The sequence below is a fragment of the Metapseudomonas boanensis genome (assembly GCF_042232855.1).
Taxonomy (GTDB): Bacteria; Pseudomonadota; Gammaproteobacteria; order Pseudomonadales; family Pseudomonadaceae; genus Metapseudomonas; species Metapseudomonas boanensis.
In genome coordinates, this window is sequence record NZ_CP113889.1 from 478028 (window position 1) to 494007 (window position 15980).

General features: G+C 60.9%; 11 protein-coding genes. 5 read left to right on the forward strand and 6 right to left on the reverse strand.

Annotated features, from left to right (window positions below; genetic code table 11):
• Positions 1 to 55: 55 nt before the first annotated feature.
• The 3 genes from ppk2 to OXH74_RS02205 form a co-directional block, all read right to left on the reverse strand.
• The gene (gene ppk2 / locus OXH74_RS02195) at positions 56 to 883 is read right to left on the reverse strand and encodes a polyphosphate kinase 2 (RefSeq protein WP_375739889.1); all 828 of its coding nucleotides are present in this window, start codon (positions 881 to 883) and stop codon (positions 56 to 58) included.
• 178 nt (positions 884 to 1061) lie between these two features.
• Positions 1062 to 1937: a neutral zinc metallopeptidase gene (locus OXH74_RS02200; RefSeq protein WP_375739890.1), complete on the reverse strand. Its 876-nt coding sequence runs from the start codon at positions 1935 to 1937 to the stop codon at positions 1062 to 1064.
• A 97-nt stretch (positions 1938 to 2034) separates the two neighbouring features.
• A complete protein-coding gene (locus OXH74_RS02205; protein WP_375739891.1) occupies positions 2035 to 2940 on the reverse strand; it encodes a LysR substrate-binding domain-containing protein in 906 nt (301 codons plus the stop codon).
• Positions 2941 to 3098: 158 nt separating this feature from the next.
• Between OXH74_RS02205 and OXH74_RS02210 the strand changes: the two genes are divergently transcribed.
• The 3 genes from OXH74_RS02210 (at position 3099) to OXH74_RS02220 (ending at position 6361) form a co-directional block, all read left to right on the forward strand.
• Entirely contained in the window at positions 3099 to 3743 is a 645-nt protein-coding gene (locus OXH74_RS02210; protein WP_375739892.1) for a hydrolase, read from the forward strand.
• A 66-nt stretch (positions 3744 to 3809) separates the two neighbouring features.
• Complete coding sequence (locus OXH74_RS02215; RefSeq protein ID WP_375739893.1) at positions 3810 to 4367, forward strand: antibiotic biosynthesis monooxygenase; 558 nt, start codon at positions 3810 to 3812, stop codon at positions 4365 to 4367.
• 155 nt (positions 4368 to 4522) lie between these two features.
• The gene (locus tag OXH74_RS02220; RefSeq protein WP_375741706.1) at positions 4523 to 6361 is read left to right on the forward strand and encodes an amidohydrolase; all 1839 of its coding nucleotides are present in this window, start codon (positions 4523 to 4525) and stop codon (positions 6359 to 6361) included.
• 257 nt (positions 6362 to 6618) lie between these two features.
• Here OXH74_RS02220 and OXH74_RS02225 read toward each other — a convergent pair whose 3' ends face one another.
• Positions 6619 to 7059 (reverse strand): hypothetical protein, encoded by a 441-nt coding sequence (locus OXH74_RS02225; protein ID WP_375739894.1) that lies wholly within the window; start codon positions 7057 to 7059, stop codon positions 6619 to 6621.
• A 145-nt stretch (positions 7060 to 7204) separates the two neighbouring features.
• Between OXH74_RS02225 and OXH74_RS02230 the strand changes: the two genes are divergently transcribed.
• Positions 7205 to 7690 carry a GNAT family N-acetyltransferase gene (locus tag OXH74_RS02230; protein ID WP_375739895.1) on the forward strand — a complete coding sequence of 162 codons (486 nt, stop codon included), beginning with the start codon at positions 7205 to 7207 and terminating at the stop codon, positions 7688 to 7690.
• A 256-nt stretch (positions 7691 to 7946) separates the two neighbouring features.
• Complete coding sequence (locus OXH74_RS02235) at positions 7947 to 8759, forward strand: class I SAM-dependent methyltransferase (RefSeq protein WP_375739896.1); 813 nt, start codon at positions 7947 to 7949, stop codon at positions 8757 to 8759.
• A gap of 188 nt (positions 8760 to 8947) precedes the next feature.
• On the opposite strand, the gene OXH74_RS02240 is transcribed toward OXH74_RS02235, so the two are convergent.
• Both OXH74_RS02240 and OXH74_RS02245 read right to left on the reverse strand, forming a co-directional pair.
• The gene (locus OXH74_RS02240; RefSeq protein ID WP_375739897.1) at positions 8948 to 13618 is read right to left on the reverse strand and encodes a CHASE domain-containing protein; all 4671 of its coding nucleotides are present in this window, start codon (positions 13616 to 13618) and stop codon (positions 8948 to 8950) included.
• A gap of 30 nt (positions 13619 to 13648) precedes the next feature.
• Positions 13649 to 14602, reverse strand: coding sequence for a diguanylate cyclase domain-containing protein (locus tag OXH74_RS02245; protein ID WP_375739898.1), 954 nt, complete (start codon positions 14600 to 14602; stop codon positions 13649 to 13651).
• Positions 14603 to 15980: the final 1378 nt, after the last annotated feature.

Consider the following 15980-nt stretch of genomic DNA (forward strand, 5'->3'; position numbering starts at 1 on the left):
GCCCACAAACCTTCCGCCCGCCATCACCCGTCCAGGGTTCTTTACAACCCAGGATTCAGAAGCGCTCCTCAACGATCTTGAAAGGATACGGAGCCGCCTTGTAGCGCCCAAGCGTGCCGCGCTTGGGCAATTTGATCGCGGCGTCCCTGGTCAGGTCCCCGTAGGGAATCTGCTGTAGAAGGTGGCTGATGAGGTTGAGGCGGACCCGCCGCTTGTCCTCAGAACGCGCCATGTACCAAGGAGCCCAGGACGAATCGGAAGCCGCGAACATTTCATCGCGGGCGCGGGTGTATTCATCCCAACGGCTGAAGGACTTCAGGTCCATGGGCGACAGCTTCCAGATCTTGCGCCCGTCGTTGATACGGTCCTCCAGGCGCCGACGCTGCTCCTCCGGACTGACCTCGAGCCAGTACTTGACCAGAATGATGCCGGACTCAACCATCATCTTCTCGAACAGCGGCACCACTTTCAGGAACTTCTGGGCCTGCTCCTCGGTGCAGAAACCCATCACCCGCTCCACGCCCGCACGGTTGTACCAACTACGGTCAAAGATCACGACTTCGCCCGCCGCCGGCATATGAACCAGGTAGCGCTGCGCATACATTTGAGACTTCTCCCGCTCGGTGGGCGCCGGCAGCGCCACCACGCGGAAGATGCGCGGGCTGACACGCTCGGTGATCGCCTTGATCGTCCCACCTTTGCCAGCGCCATCGCGCCCCTCGAAGACGATGCACACCTTGAGCCCCTTGGCCACCACCCACTGCTGCAGTTTGACCAGCTCGACGTGCAGCTCTTTGAGTTCTTTTTCGTAGACCTTTCTCGACAGTCGCTCCTGGCTACCCTCGACGACGCTCTTTGCGGCTTTCTTCTTGCGTTTTGCCATTGCAGGCTCCCTCATTCCCGGGCCCATCGCCCACCTGTCCATTAAACCTAGCGGACGAACCGACTTTTGCAGGCCAGACCGATCGGCCATGGCAGGCCCGCGCTGAATCAAGGAAACATCGGGTGAGGCCAAAACAGACCTCGCGCCCCCTGAACAGGGCCAGTCTCCAGCCTGCCGATCAATCTGCTTCCTGATAGAAAATGTTCAGGCAGGATTGCGGATCGCCGTCCTGATAGCCTACCTTGAACCAGCTAGTGCGCAGCTCAAGGGTGGCATGGGTAAGCGGGTCCGGGGCCATAGTGCCACTCGCCAGCTCCTGCTGATGTTCCTGGGCAATGGTTTCGACGGATTTCAACGCTTCGTCCATGCTTCCCTGCGCCAACCAGGGCTGGTGGCGCTGCGCATAACGCACCCAGACTCCAGCCAGACAGTCAGTCTGCAACTCCTTGCGCGCGAGCAGGCCATCGACCCCCTCCAGCGCGTCGCCACGCTGTCGTGCCTGGTTGACCCAACTATCGACGCCTGCCAGGTTCTGCACGTGGTGGCCGATCTGGTGGGCTATCAGATAGGCCTGCGCGAGATGGCGGACTGAGGCAAATCGCTCGTCCAGGTCGCGAAACCAGCTGCTGTCGAGATAAATGAGCTTGCGCTTCGAGCAATAGAACGCTCCGCTGGCTGGGTGATCGAGGCCGCATGCCGAACTGATGCTGCGATCGAAAAACTCGGTCTTCGGATTCTTGAAGCTGTAGTCACCACGCGCCAGCAACTCACCCCAGACATCTTCTGAACTAGCAAGAACCGTGCTCAGCATTTCAGCGTGGGTCTTGGGAGGCTGAACAGTGGGTGGGGCAACCGGAGCGGCCTGCTCCGCAACGGGTGGATAACCCTGATCATCCGGAACAAAGGCATCTGGTTTTTGCAGCGGGCCCTTTACCAGGAAAATGCCGATCGCGGCTACAACCGCAAGTCCGCCGATGACATAGGGCCAACGCCTGCGCCGAGGCGATTCGGAAGCAGGGGCAAGCGCGTTGGTAGGGCCGGTCTTTCCTTGCATGGGCTGACTCCATAAAACCTCTAGCAGAAGTGTTGCTCCAACTTCGAGCGGCTGCCAGTGAGCCAGGTCAATTAGCCCCGATCAGGTTCCGCTGCCTTCAGCAGGGCATCTGCTCGTTCGCCCGGCTCATGGCCTCGGCCAGGAAATCGATGAAGGCGCGGGTTTTCTGTGGCAGGCGCCGGGCGGTGGGGTAGACGGCATTGATGCTGATCGGCGGTGCCTGCCACTCGCAGAGCACGGCCATCAGCCGGCCCGCAGACAGGGCTTCATCGACGATGAAGCTGGGCAGCAAGGCGATGCCCATGCCAGCTTCGGCGGCCTGGGCGAGGAAGTCGCCATTGTTGGCGTGCAGCGGGCCGGTGACCTGCACACGGCGAGTATCCTGGCCCCGGCGGAGGGACAGGCTGACCCCACTCTGCAAGTAGCCGTAGCCGAGGAAGGCATGGTTGGCGAGGTCTTCCGGCGATTCCGGCATGCCGGCACGTTCCAGATACGCCGGTGATGCCACCAGGAAGCGCGGCGCCGGCGCGATGGTGCGGGCGACCATGGACGAATCCGTCAGGCTGGCGATGCGAATGGTGACGTCGAAGCCACCGCGCACCGGGTCCACTTGCTGGTCACTGAGCACCAGCTGCAACTCGATCTGCGGGTGCAGCTCATGGAAACGCGGGATCAGCGGCCCCAGCTTGCGCAGCCCGAAAGACATGGGCGCGTTCACCCGCAACACCCCGCGCAGCTCCCCTACCCCGTCCCGCGCCCTCTGCTCCGCCTCGTCCAGGGCTGCCAGCAGGTCCCGCGCCGATTCGAAGTATTCGGCCCCCGCCTCGGTGAGGTGCAGGCTGCGGGTGGTACGCACCAGCAGCTGCACGCCAATGACCTCTTCCAGTGCCTGCACCTGCTTGCTCACGGTGGAGCGCGGCAGGTCCAGCGTCCGCGCCGCAGCGGCGAAGCCATTGCTGCGCACGGTTTCGATAAAGGCGCGCATACACTCGACCCGGTCCATCAGTGTCTCCATTCAAGAATCAATTAAGTTCAATTTTAGCTAATTGTTTCTCTCAATGGGCGAGAACAAACTTTATCCCACGTCGGAACCAAACAGCCTCCCGGACGGAGGCACCGGCCAGGAAGAAACGACTACCCCACCGCTCCAGGAGAAATGCCATGTCTATCCGCGAACTGCTGAACCCGACCAACTCCGCCCTGATCCTGATCGACCACCAGCCGCAAATGGCCTTCGGCGTGCAGTCCATCGACCGCCAGCAACTGAAGAACAACACCGTGGGTCTGGCCAAGACCGCCAAGCTGTTCAATGTACCTACCATCCTGACCACCGTGGAAACCGAGAGCTTCAGCGGCTACCTCTGGCCGGAACTGCTGGGTGTGTTCCCCGGCCAGCAGCCCATCGAGCGCACCTCGATGAACTCCTGGGAAGACAAGCAGTTCGTCGCCGCAGTGGAAGCCACTGGGCGCAAGAAGCTGGTGATGGCAGCCCTCTGGACCGAGGTCTGCCTGACCTTCCCGGCGCTCGAAGCCCTTGAAGCCGGCTACGAGGTCTACATTGTTACTGACGCTTCCGGCGGCACCACGAAGGAAGCGCATGACATGTCGGTTCAGCGCATGATCCAGGCCGGCGCCATCCCGGTGACCTGGCAGCAAGTTCTACTCGAGTACCAGCGCGACTGGGCGAAGAAGGAAACCTACGACGCGGTGATCGCCTTGGTACAGGAACACAGCGGCGCCTACGGTATGGGCGTGGACTACGCCTACACCATGGTCCACAAGGCTCCGCAGCGCCAAGTGAAGTAAGCCCCCGGGGCCGGACGCGGACACCGCCTCCGGCCTTTTCACAGCACCTGCTCGGAGCACGCCGCAATGACCACCGACGATGTCGTGACCCTGCTGATCCGCCACCGGGTCAGGGAAGGACAGGAACAGGAATACGAAAGCTGGCTGCGCCGCATCATCGGCATCGCCAAAGGCTACCCCGGTCACCTCGGCATCGATGTCGTGCGTGACCGCAAGGATGGCCTGCATCTCTTCACCAGCGTCCTGCGCTTCGCCTCCACCTCCCAGCTCCAGACCTGGCTGGATTCGGACGAACGCCGCCGCCTGATCGAAGAAGTCAGCCATCTGCTTGCCGACGGCGACCAGGTGGAGATCAACCCCGAGCGGGAATTCTGGTTCACCCCGGCCCCGGCCGATGTGCGCCAGCCACCGCGTTGGAAGCAGGCCTGCGTCACCTTCCTGGTGATTCTGCCGCTCTCCCTGCTGGTACCGCTGCTCTGGCAGCCGCTGTTCCGGTGGCTGCCCTGGCTCGGCGGCTACCTGCTGAGCAACGTGTTGATCACGCTCAGCATCGTGCTGCTGGTTGTCTATCTTTTCATGCCTCCGGTGACACGTTTCTTCGCCGGTTGGCTGAACGACCGCTAATCCAGGAGGGAACCATGAGCGAAGACCCATCCAGCAATAGCCGCCGCCAGTTCCTTGCTGCCAGCAGCGTGCTCGGCGCCGCTGGCGCCCTCTGGTCCGCACTGCCCTTCGCCGGCGCTGCCGGCTCCGCCCATGCCACCACGTCAGGGGGTTCCATGACCGCCGATATGATCCTCTTCAACGGCCGTCTGCACACGGTCGACCGAGAAAAACCCACCGCCAGCGCCGTGGCGATCAAGGACGGCAAGTTCATCGCCGTCGGCAGCGACGCCGAAGCCATGGCCCATCGCGGCAGCGCCACTCAGGTGATCGACCTGAAGAAGCGCACCGTCATCCCCGGCCTCAATGACTCGCACCTGCACCTGATCCGCGGCGGCCTCAACTACAACCTGGAGCTGCGCTGGGAAGGCGTACCCTCGCTGGCCGACGCCCTGCGCATGCTCAAGGAGCAGGCCGACCGCACGCCCTCGCCGCAATGGGTGCGGGTGGTGGGCGGCTGGAACGAATTCCAGTTCGCCGAGAAGCGCATGCCCACTCTGGACGAGCTGAACAAGGCGGCGCCGGACACCCCCGTGTTCGTGCTTCACCTTTACGACCGCGCCCTGCTTAACCGCGCCGCGCTCAAGGTGGTGGGCTACAACCGCAACACCCCCAATCCGCCTGGCGGCGAGATCCAGCGTGACGCCAACGGCGAGCCCACTGGCATGCTGATCGCCCGTCCCAACGCGATGATTCTCTACTCGACCCTGAGCAAGGGGCCGAAGCTGCCGCTGGAGTACCAGGTCAACTCCACCCGCCAGTTCATGCGCGAGCTCAACCGCCTGGGCCTGACCAGCGCCATCGATGCCGGCGGCGGCTACCAGAACTATCCGGACGACTACCAGGTGATCCAGGAACTGGCCAAGCAGGGCCAGCTCAGTGTGCGCATCGCCTACAACCTGTTCACCCAGAAGCCCAAGGAAGAGCTGGCCGACTTCCAGGCCTGGAACAAACTGGTCAAACCCGGCCAGGGTGACGACTTCCTCCGCCACAACGGCGCGGGCGAGATGCTGGTGTTCTCCGCCGCCGACTTCGAGGACTTCCTCGAACCCCGTCCAGACCTGCCACAAACCATGGAACAGGAGCTGGAGCCGGTCGTGCGCCATCTGGTGGAGCAACGCTGGCCGTTCCGCCTGCACGCCACCTATGACGAATCCATCTCACGCATGCTCGACGTGTTCGAGAAGGTCAACCGCGACATCCCCTTCAACGGCCTGCCCTGGTTCTTCGACCACGCCGAGACCATCTCGCCGAAGAACATCGAGCGGGTCCGCGCGCTGGGCGGAGGCATCGCCATCCAGGACCGCATGGCCTTCCAGGGCGAGTACTTCGTCGATCGCTACGGCGCCAAGGCAGCCGAGCAGACCCCACCTATCCAGCGCATGCTCGCCGAGGGCGTGCCGGTGGGCGCCGGCACCGACGCCACCCGCGTCTCCAGCTACAACCCCTGGACCTCGCTCTACTGGCTGGTGAGCGGGCGCACGGTCGGCGGGATGGAGCTTTATCCACAGGGCCTGTCGCGCGAAACCGCGCTGCAGCTGTTCACCCACGGCAGCGCCTGGTTCTCCAGCGAACAGGGCAAGAAGGGGCAGATCAAGGTGGGCCAGCTGGCCGACCTGGCGGCGCTCTCGGCGGACTTCTTCAGCGTCGAGGAGGAAGCCATCAAGTGGATCGAGTCGGTACTCACCGTGGTGGACGGCAAGGTGGTCTACGCCGCTGGCGAGTTCGACAAGCTCGGCCCGCCGCAACTGCCGGTGCTGCCCGAGTGGTCGCCGGTGGCCAAGGTTCCCGGCCACTGGAAACCCGCCGCCCCGCTCACCGCCCAGGTCCACCAGTGCGTCGGCGCCTGCGCGGTGCACGCCCACAGCCATGAACGGGCACGCCAGTCGAATGTACCGGTGAGTGACTTCCAGGGCTTCTGGGGGGCGTTTGGATGTTCCTGCTTCGCCTTCTGAGCGCAGAGAGGGGCCTTTCTTGTAGCAACGAACTCATTGGCTCTGTCTGCGTTAGCTGTTGCTAGTAATCAACGGCCGGGCTGAGAGCCTTGCAGGAGCGAGGGAGGACGCCGGGTTCTTGCTCGCGAACCGGACCTTTTCGCGAGCAAGCTCGCTCCTGCAAGAGGTGCACCCACTTGCAACACTTAACAGGGACCGAGCCAATTCATTCACCAAGGGCTGCACAGCAGCCCCAGGCAGATGCCCACAGGCAGACCTCAGGTGATGTTGCCGCAGAAAATGTCGCGGTTGCCGTCCGCCGGAGTGGTTCGCACCACTATGGCGTAGCCGCCGGAGCGGAGCTGGTCGAGGGACGCGGGAGCGCTCTTCGACAACCACCAACCGGTCGTCCCGCTCCATCGCTGGGTGACCACCGTATTGTTCATATCAAAGGCCGGCTTGGCGGCGAGGCGCCCGCAGGAGCCGGGGTAGATATAGGTGTAGAGGCGCAGCGGCCTGGTAGTGCCGAGTGGTACGCCGCCAATGAAGACGGAAATGGAGGTGCGCTCGCCGACAGCAGCCAAGGTGGCCTGGGCGATATGCCCCGCGTTCTGCGGGGTGGCTTCCAGAGGGATACTGACCACCTGGCGATCCGTCGTCGCGCACCCCGTCGCCACACCGACCGCCAGTGTCAGCGCCAGCCAAGTCAGGTTGCTCATTGTCGATCTCCCGTCTTGCAGAGAGGCATTGGTAGGCCTGCGGAAGATTCTAACGCTGGCCAGCACGGCTGGAACGGCCCGCTGCAGCTGCAGGGAGGGGATAAATTGCCTAGGATGATCTTCTTTTCACCCTGGGAGCCCTACCGTGACCATCCAGATCCGAGACGCCGTTCGGGAAGATGCGGCGCTGATCCACACCTTCATCACCGAACTGGCCACTTACGAGAATGCCGCGCACGAAGTCGTCGCCAGCGTGACCGACGTCGAGCAGAGCCTGTTCGGCAGCGATACCCCGGCCCGGGCGCTAATCTGCAGCATCGACGGCGAGCCGGTGGGTTTTGCCGTGTACTTCTACAGCTACTCCACCTGGCTCGGTCGCAAGGGCCTGTACCTGGAAGACCTCTACGTCTCCCCCAACCACCGCGGCGCCGGCGCAGGCAAGCAGATCCTCCGCCGCCTGGCGCAACTGGCCGTCGAGCACGGTTGCGGCCGCCTGGAATGGAGCGTGCTGGACTGGAACGAACCAGCCATCCAATTCTACAAATCCCTCGGCGCCAAGCCACAGGATGAATGGATTCGCTATCGCCTGGCCGGCGATACCCTGGAGCGGTTCGCACGCGGCGACTCCTGACAACTCAGCGTTATCTTCTGTAGGAGTGCCCGCTTGCTCGCGAAAAACCGCGCGAAGACCATTCGCCTGCAAGCTGGCTCCTACAAGAACTCGGTGTCGCCGTTGTATGGCTTCACTCAACCTGCTTCAGAGCGTGTTCCCCTCTGGTTACGAGATCGTGAGCTCCGGTGAGGGGCAGAAGCGTCCCCGCCGGGCTATCGTCAATCATCACCGGCGATTGGCTGGGCTTCAGATCACGATCGCACAAGGAGGCCCCATGAATCCAAATCAAGAACTCTGGGAAAAAGGCGACTTCACACGTATTGCTGAAACCATGCGCGAGAGTGGAGAAGCGCTTGTCAACGGTTTCGGAATCCGCAAAGGCCTGAAGGTCCTGGATCTCGGATGTGGCGACGGAACGACTGCTCTGCCTGCGGCAAGGCTGGGAGCGGACGTGCTAGGCGTGGATATCGCGAGAAATCTAGTCGAGGCCGGAAACAAGCGTGTCGAAAAAGAAGGTCTCGCGAATTGCAGGTTCCAGGAAGGCGATGCGACCCATTTGCACGAACTCGCGGATCATTCGTTTGATCTGGTTGTTTCTATTTTTGGCGCTATGTTTGCACCAAAGCCGTTTGACGTCGCGAAAGAGATGGTGCGGGTAACTCGGCACGGCGGTCGAATCATCATGGGCAACTGGATTCCAAACGATCCGACATTGGTAGCGCAAATTCTGAAGATCAGTTCCGCCTACACGCCGCCTCCGCCTGAAGGCTTCATCAGCCCGATGTTGTGGGGAAATGAGAGCAGCGTTATCGAACGTTTTGTCGGCGCTGGAGTTCCTGCTGAAAACATCTCCTTCGCTCGGGACACGTTCACGTTCAACTTCCCTGGCCCCCCCGCGGCGTTCCTGGATGAATTCCGAAAATATTACGGGCCGACCATGAATGCCTTCGAAGCGGCGGAAAAGAATGCTCAAGCCGCCGACCTGCAGAAGGAATTGGAAGATCTGTTCAACCGACAAAACAAAAGTGCGCAGAAGGATGCCACATCCATTCCCGCAACTTTCTTGCGCGTTACAGTTGCGCTTTAAGAAGTCGCGGCCCATAGCGAAAGAAACCATGGTGAGCCTGATAACATGCGGCAGCGAACGTTGGAGCAGATCACTGGAGCAGTGATGTCAGCGGTTCAATGATCGCTGTCGCTGGTTGTGGCGATTGTCGGTTTTATCGGCAATCCTGAAACATAGGCGCACACACATCCGTTCTTGCTCGTGGCTGATCAAGCTACCGGCCTCGCCATCTTTTTCAGCACCGGCTGAATGACTGCCAATGCCCCTTGAAAGTCCAATTGATCCATTGCCACGTCCAGCACGGTCAAATCATTGCTGCCCAGTTCAGCAAGCAATGAAAGTCGCATGCGGTTGTAGAGTTGGCAGGCATCCAGGTTCTGTTGCTGCAGCAGGGCGTAAAGCTGAGTTATCTGGTCGAGATCGCAATTCGAGTGAGCATGCTCGCTGGCTTCAGAGGCTGCTTGCCTCGCAAGCCAGAGTTTTGCAGCCCTCAGCGTGACTTCCAGATTCTGCGTGACCAGCGGGAACAGCGCATCGACACGTGCGCGGTCGTTGTCGTTGATGGCCTGTTCGATTTGCAGGGCGGTTGCGGCAAAAGACTGCGCCCCTAACGTGCCCAAGGATCCTCGCAACGTATGGAACAGCCTCGCCGCATCGCGATGCCGCCCTTCCTGCCATGCGAGATGCGCGTCGGAAATGGGGGTGAGACCATTGGCTACGGCCCTCCCGATCAACGCAATGAGGGTATCGAGATAGGCCTGGTCGGCCTTGCCGACGCTGAGGAAGGGGTCAACATCAAAGACTGCCAGGTTCTCGACCAGGCGCGTCGGGGGCGTTGCGGGCCTGGATGGTGTCAGCGCATTTGCTGCCTGGATGGCAGGACGCAAGTGTTGACGGATGGTGGCTAGCATCTGCTCGTCATCAACGGGCTTTGCAATGAAACCATCCATGCCAGCCGATGCGCACTGCTCGCGTTCGTAATTCAACACCCCAGCGGAAATGGCCAGTATGGGCAATTCCAGTCGCAATTCATTGCGGATTATACGGGTGGCAATAAAACCATCCATGACCGGCATGTGCACGTCCATGAGCACCAACTGATAACGCTGCGGATCGGCGCGCAACCTGTCGACAGCCTGCTGGCCGTTGTCGGCGACCTCCACGATCGCGCCGGCGTGTTCCAGCATGCGCTTGGCTACGAACTGGTTCAGTGAGTTGTCTTCGACCAGCAGCAGGCGCACGCCTTGCAATGGATTACTTGATGCTGAATTCACCGTATCAGGGTGGTCGGAAATCTTCGGATCCATTCGTGCCGCCTGCACTTCATGCAGGGTATCGAACAGGTTGGAACTGGTGACGGGCTTGATCAATACAGCATCTATGTCCGCCGACTCGGGGGTTTGCATGAGTGTGCTGTGATCAAAGGCACTGACCATGACAATAGCGGGAAGGGCCCGCATCGGGAGCAACGCGCGGATCTCCTGAACGGTGCCCAGACCATCCATTTCCGGCATCTGCCAATCTGTGATGACCACATCATAGAACTCGCCGCGTTGGGCCAGCGTACGCACCCGCTCCACTGCCTGTTTGCCGGACGCCACTCCGTCGCCTTGCCAATGCCAGCCGGCAATCGCTTTGCATAGATAGTCAAGGCTGGTCGGGTTGTCATCAACGACCAGAATGCGCAGATCGCCCACGCTGCTTCGAGATCGAGTCGTGTCTTCAGTGGCTGGGCGTTGCTGCCGCACAAGCGGAAGCACAACGCGGAACTCGCTACCGGTGCCAACCGTGCTGTCAACGGTGATGGTTCCGCCCATGAGAGACACCAACTGTTTCGAAATTGCCAGCCCCAGCCCCGTGCCACCAAAACGACGGGCGATGGAACTGTCGGCCTGGGTAAATGGAGCGAACAAGCGCGCCTGCTGCTCGGCCGTTATGCCGATGCCGGTATCGCGTACCCGGAAGCACAGGCTGACGGTCTCCGCATCGGCGCCCACCGACTGCACGAGTAAAGCGACCTCCCCGTGCTCGGTGAACTTGATGGCGTTGCCAACCAGGTTGACCAGCACCTGCTGCAACCGCTGCGCGTCACCGATGAAAGCGACCGGCACATCGGGTTCGACCCCGATCACCAACTCCAGATCCTTGTGGGCAGCATTGACGGACATCACGGTGGCCAGCGCACTGAGCACATCGTCCAAGCGGAACGGAACGGGCGCGATTGCCAAATGCCCAGCCTCCAGCTTGGAGAAGTCCAGCACATCATTGAGGATGGTGAGCAAGGATTCGCCCGCCCCCCTGAGCATCTGTAGATATTTACGCTGGTCTGCGGACAGGGGGGTGCTCGACAGCAGTTGGGTGATGCCCAGCACCGCATTCATCGGGGTGCGGATCTCGTGGCTCATGCTGGCGACGAAATCGCTTTTCGCACGACTGGCATCTTCAGCTCGCTCCATGGCGTTGCGTAACTGCTGCGCCGCTTCCTTCTCATGGCTGATATTTTTGGCAATGCAGAGGAAACCCATGATCTCGTCCGCCGAATCACGCACGGCGGTAACCGTAAGCTGCACGGGGAGCCATGAGCCATCCTGGCGCACATAAGTCCATTCGTGCGTTTCGGCCCGACCTTGGCGTGCCATGGCGACAAGCACATCGAAACCTGTAACGGAGCTGCCCAGAACCTGACTCAATTCAGCGCCGCGTGCTTCCACTTCCTCGCGGTCATGAAATACGAATGGCGTCTGCTGATTGACGAGGTCCACGTCGCGGTAACCCAGCATCTGCTCGGCCCCGGTGCTGAATATCTTGATGGTGCCACGGACATCGGTAGCAATGATCGCGAACTCACTGGCCGCATTGACCAGCGTGCCAAATCGGATCTCTGACTCGGTAAACGCGACGGTCAATTGCTCGGCAAGCGCCTTGGCGTCCTCACGCAAGGTGGTCAGATTTCGCACTACAAAGAACAGCAGGAGGCTGATAAGCGAGCCTCCAACCAGCACAACAATCGATTTCTGACGGTCTATCGACGTTTCAAATGCCGGCAGGGTCGTGACCTTGAGCGTCCATTGATGCTCAGCAAGCGATATCGGGGTTTGCCGGGTGAGCGGGTTGGGATATTCGGCCTGTTGCTCAGGTGAGAGCGAGCCACTGGAGTACATCAGGGCAGATTCGGTGGTCTCATTGCCATCAAAAATCTGCACGGCAATTTCTGCGGTATTCATGCCGAGCGTGCCAGCCATGAAATCGTTCATCCGGAAGGCGCTATACACAAAGCCTTCCAGCGCCTGGCTGCGCTCGACTGGCGTCGCGAGCGGTGCACCTTTGCGGTAAATCGGCAAGTACAGCAGGGCACCGGTCTGTACGTCGTTATCTGTCTCCTGCACCAACCTGACCTTGCCCGAGAGGGCGGCCCGGCCCGAGTCTCTCGCCTGGGCCAGAGCGGCGCGGCGCACCGGTTCGGTCAGCATGTCGAAGCCAAACGCGCGCAGGTTGCGCCCGGTAAACGGTTCAAGAAACAGGACCGAGGTGTATTCCTCGCGCTCGCCCACGGGCCAAACCCGAAAGTCCGGGAAACCCTCACCCCGCACGCTGTCCTCCAACGCGGCCTTCTGCCCAGGCGTAAAGCGTTTGGCGTAACCGATGCCCTGGATACCCGGATAGCTCTGCGCGAGGTGTTGGGCCAACACGAACTCCCGCCATTCCTCTCGTTCGACCGAGGTGGATGCGCGGAACAGGCCTTGGCCGCTGCGCAGCACTTGTTCATAGGCTTTCAGGCGCTCGTCGATACGCTGCTGAACGTCACTTACCAGGAATTCAAAACGATCATGAGCTTGGGCCTGCGTTCCCGACGCCACGAAATGCCAAGCCAGCACGGTCAGGCCGAGGCTGATAAGCAGCGCCAACCACTGTGGGCGAACCTGACGAAACGGTACCGTGCCCAACGTCCCCCGGAGGGCCTTCGCCCGTTCTGCGAGATCAGCTGCCAATACCAGACCGGTGACACTGGCGAGTGCAATAAAGACCTCCAGAGTCAGCAAGGACTCATTCAGCGTGCCGGTCGCAAAGGGGCCGTAACCCTGTGTCGTGCTCCAGACGGCGCTACCGGTGACCAGCAACAAGACCACCGTGACGCCACGCAATCCGTACCGATAGGCGGTCCATGCAATGGCCGGCAACAGCAGATACACCAACGCCCGATTTCCGGCATCGCTGGGTAGTCGTTGGCCGAACAGGACCAGTAGTACCATCGCCAGCGCCAAAGCTGACAGTGCGATTTCGACGGCTGGCCGCGCGGGGCCGGGTGTCCCGAATCGGGCGGCCCAACTGACCAATAAGGGCGTCAGCATGACAATGCCGGCAGTATCGCCCAACCACCAGGTCGTGAAGATGACCGTGTGCGCGGCTTCTGGCGCGATGCCGCTGAGGATCAGGCTGCTGGTGCCAACGCCTGCACTGACCGTGCACATCAGCAGCGTGATCAGCACAAACTGGGCGACCGATAGCGGTGTCGCCAGGAAGTGTTCGGATTTCACCCAGGCATGCAACAAATAGCAGCCGATCACGGCTTCGAGGGTGTTACCAATGGCAATGGCCAATGACACGACGATCGAAGTGCTGCCAGCGGCGACATGATTTGCAGCAAACACGGCGAAGTTGGCAGCAAAGGCACCGATGGTAATTCCAGGCCAGACGCGATAACCGAACAGCAGCAAGGCAGCGAAGGCAATGCCCGACGGTGGCCAGACCGGGGACGCGTTGGTGTTGGCAAAGGCCAACACAAGCCCGAGTCGGGCTGCTGCATAGTAAATGCCGGCCAGCGCAAGGAGCGTGACCAGCCATTGCACGTGAGTCGTTGGGCGCAGCGCGTTATGCCGCATGGGGAAAGCCCCTTCCGGTCTATCTGGCAATCATGGCCAGTTGTTTACGATGGCTCGGTTGCGACCAGCCGTTTTCGCCAGGTAAAGCGCCTGGTCAGCTGCAGCAATCAGCTGTTGCGTGGAGCCCCCGACTGGCGGCACCACCGCGGCCAAACCGACGCTGATGGTGACCGTAGGCGCGGTTGCTGAACTTTGATGGGGGATTTGTAGATCCCGTACGAGCTGGCAGAGCCACCGGCCGTACCTCTCGGCGCCAGCGGCGTCGGTGTGCGGCAGGATGACCGCGAATTCTTCGCCGCCATAACGCGCCACCCGTTCACCCGGCCGGCGGGCGACGGTGCTGATGGCAGTAGCCACGCTCTGCAAGCAGACATCTCCCTGAGGGTGGCCGTAGTGATCGTTGTAGGCTTTGAAATGGTCGACGTCGATGATCGCCAGTGCCAATGGCAATTGCTGTCGTCGGTGCCGCTCGAACTCCAGCGACAACACCTCATCGAGGTAGCGACGGTTGTACAACCCAGTCAAACCGTCGCGGTTGGCGAGCTGGCGCATCATGGCCGTGTGTTGTTGCAAACGCAGGTGAGTCTGAACGCGGGCCCGCACCACAGGCGGGTTGAACGGTTTGGTAATGAAGTCCACCGCACCGGCTTCCAACGCCGCGATTTCGTGCTCCATACCGGTGTTAGCAGTGACAATGATGACGGCGCAATCTTGAGTAGTTGGATCGGTCTTGAGCGCGGCACAGACCTCGTAGCCGTTCATGCCGGCCATTTCCACATCCAGCAAGATCAGTGTCGGCTGCTGCATCTGGGCCAGCCGTATGCCCGTTTCACCATTGGTAGCAAACAGGATCTTGCCTTGATCCTTGAGCATGCTGCTCAGCAAGCGAATGGTATCGACGCTATCGTCGATGATCAGGATCAGATTCGATCCGGCGTCTAGCTCCGGCATTGAGACATCCCTATCGTCAGGATCGTTGGCCATTACGGCGACACCTCAGCCGAACTGTAAAGTATCGCCAGGCGCACTCTTCCCATCGTTCTGCAGTCGTGCGGGCCGGCGTGATGCCGCCACCAGGTCAAATCAACCCGCCTCAAACGTGTTGAACCAACCGGAAAGTGCAGGCAGGAGTCATGGGTCCCTATCGGTTCGGTAACTTCCGGGTCAAACAGACATCCGGGTCGCGATGTCCGTCACAGTGAATACCCCGAAATCATGATTCCGGTCACTTGTTCCAGTGTAGATACATTTCTGCTCTGCTTGCGATTGGCGTTGTGCGGGTTTGCTGGTGCCAGTTGCTGCAACAACGGAGGAGACGATTCTACTTGGTACACCGCCACATTGTGGTGAACCGGGCACTCATTTCCATTTCCCCCAATCTGTCCCTGGAGCAACCAGCAATCAATGGCCGGCCCGAAAGCCACTTGCAACACTCAACGCAGACAGAGCCTTCCCATTCGCTGCCCGCTGCAAGAGAAAGGAAATTCAGCTGTACTGAAGACTCCCGGCACTTTGGCAAGAGGAGGTTATGTCATGCCAAATATTCGGTTTCCTACTTTGGTAGCTGCAATGCTCCTGGGGGCTTCGATAGGAGCCTCCTGGGCCACAGAACAGGCCCAACAACGTCGTGCTGCGCGAGAGGTCCGCCAGGAAACACGTCAGGATGCGCGCCAGATAAAGCAGGAGTGCCGCGCTGCCGACCAGCAGAGCAACCCCCAATGCCGGCAGGATAAGCGGCAGACTAAACAGCAAGGGCGGGAGAAAGCTCGGGATATCAAGTACTGAGTAGCAAGTTCGAATCAGCGAACACGGGAACCCCTGACGACGTACCCAAGAGGAGAGCGGCATTGCGCGCCCGATGCGCCTGACAGTGCGCAGCAACCCGTACAGCCGCTGTAATCCGGATTTCGCTCCAGGCTACATCAACGCCCTGCAGATGAACGGCGCCCTGATCGCCCTCCCCTCCCTATCCCGCGCCGGTCACGGTCAGTCCCATGGCCGGGTGTGGCAGCCCGAACGCAAGAGGTGCAATTGCGCCTTCCAGGTGTATGCGGAAGCAGCGGATTGCTTCTACAGGCCCGAGTTCGCCTGCAGCTTTTGGCTGCACCGCTCTAAAGCAGATCGCGTGGGGAGACCCGCGTGGTCTGCCGGGTCCTCTTGCCTCAGTCTGTCAACCCTGCGCGATCTGCCACCCTTCGTTTGACAGTGTTGGGTTGCGGAGCCAGTCAACTGCAAGAGGAATTCCACCACGCATGATGGATACCCCCCATCGTCTTCGCCCGCCACGGACCACCAACTGCGTGCGGTGATGATCGATCACCAGCCCTGGTTCGTCGCCCGCCACTTCGCCTGCCTGACTGGC

What these genes read in the sequence shown, in the direction of transcription:
- ppk2 (WP_375739889.1), bottom strand. Translation starts at nt 883, where the DNA reads ATGGCAAAACGCAAGAAGAAAGCCGCAAAGAGCGTCGTCGAGGGTAGC.
- OXH74_RS02200 (WP_375739890.1), bottom strand. Translation starts at nt 1,937, where the DNA reads ATGCAAGGAAAGACCGGCCCTACCAACGCGCTTGCCCCTGCTTCCGAA.
- OXH74_RS02205 (WP_375739891.1), bottom strand. Translation starts at nt 2,940, where the DNA reads ATGGACCGGGTCGAGTGTATGCGCGCCTTTATCGAAACCGTGCGCAGC.
- OXH74_RS02210 (WP_375739892.1), top strand. Translation starts at nt 3,099, where the DNA reads ATGTCTATCCGCGAACTGCTGAACCCGACCAACTCCGCCCTGATCCTG.
- OXH74_RS02215 (WP_375739893.1), top strand. Translation starts at nt 3,810, where the DNA reads ATGACCACCGACGATGTCGTGACCCTGCTGATCCGCCACCGGGTCAGG.
- OXH74_RS02220 (WP_375741706.1), top strand. Translation starts at nt 4,523, where the DNA reads ATGACCGCCGATATGATCCTCTTCAACGGCCGTCTGCACACGGTCGAC.
- OXH74_RS02225 (WP_375739894.1), bottom strand. Translation starts at nt 7,059, where the DNA reads ATGAGCAACCTGACTTGGCTGGCGCTGACACTGGCGGTCGGTGTGGCG.
- OXH74_RS02235 (WP_375739896.1), top strand. Translation starts at nt 7,947, where the DNA reads ATGAATCCAAATCAAGAACTCTGGGAAAAAGGCGACTTCACACGTATT.
- OXH74_RS02240 (WP_375739897.1), bottom strand. Translation starts at nt 13,618, where the DNA reads ATGCGGCATAACGCGCTGCGCCCAACGACTCACGTGCAATGGCTGGTC.
- OXH74_RS02245 (WP_375739898.1), bottom strand. Translation starts at nt 14,602, where the DNA reads ATGGCCAACGATCCTGACGATAGGGATGTCTCAATGCCGGAGCTAGAC.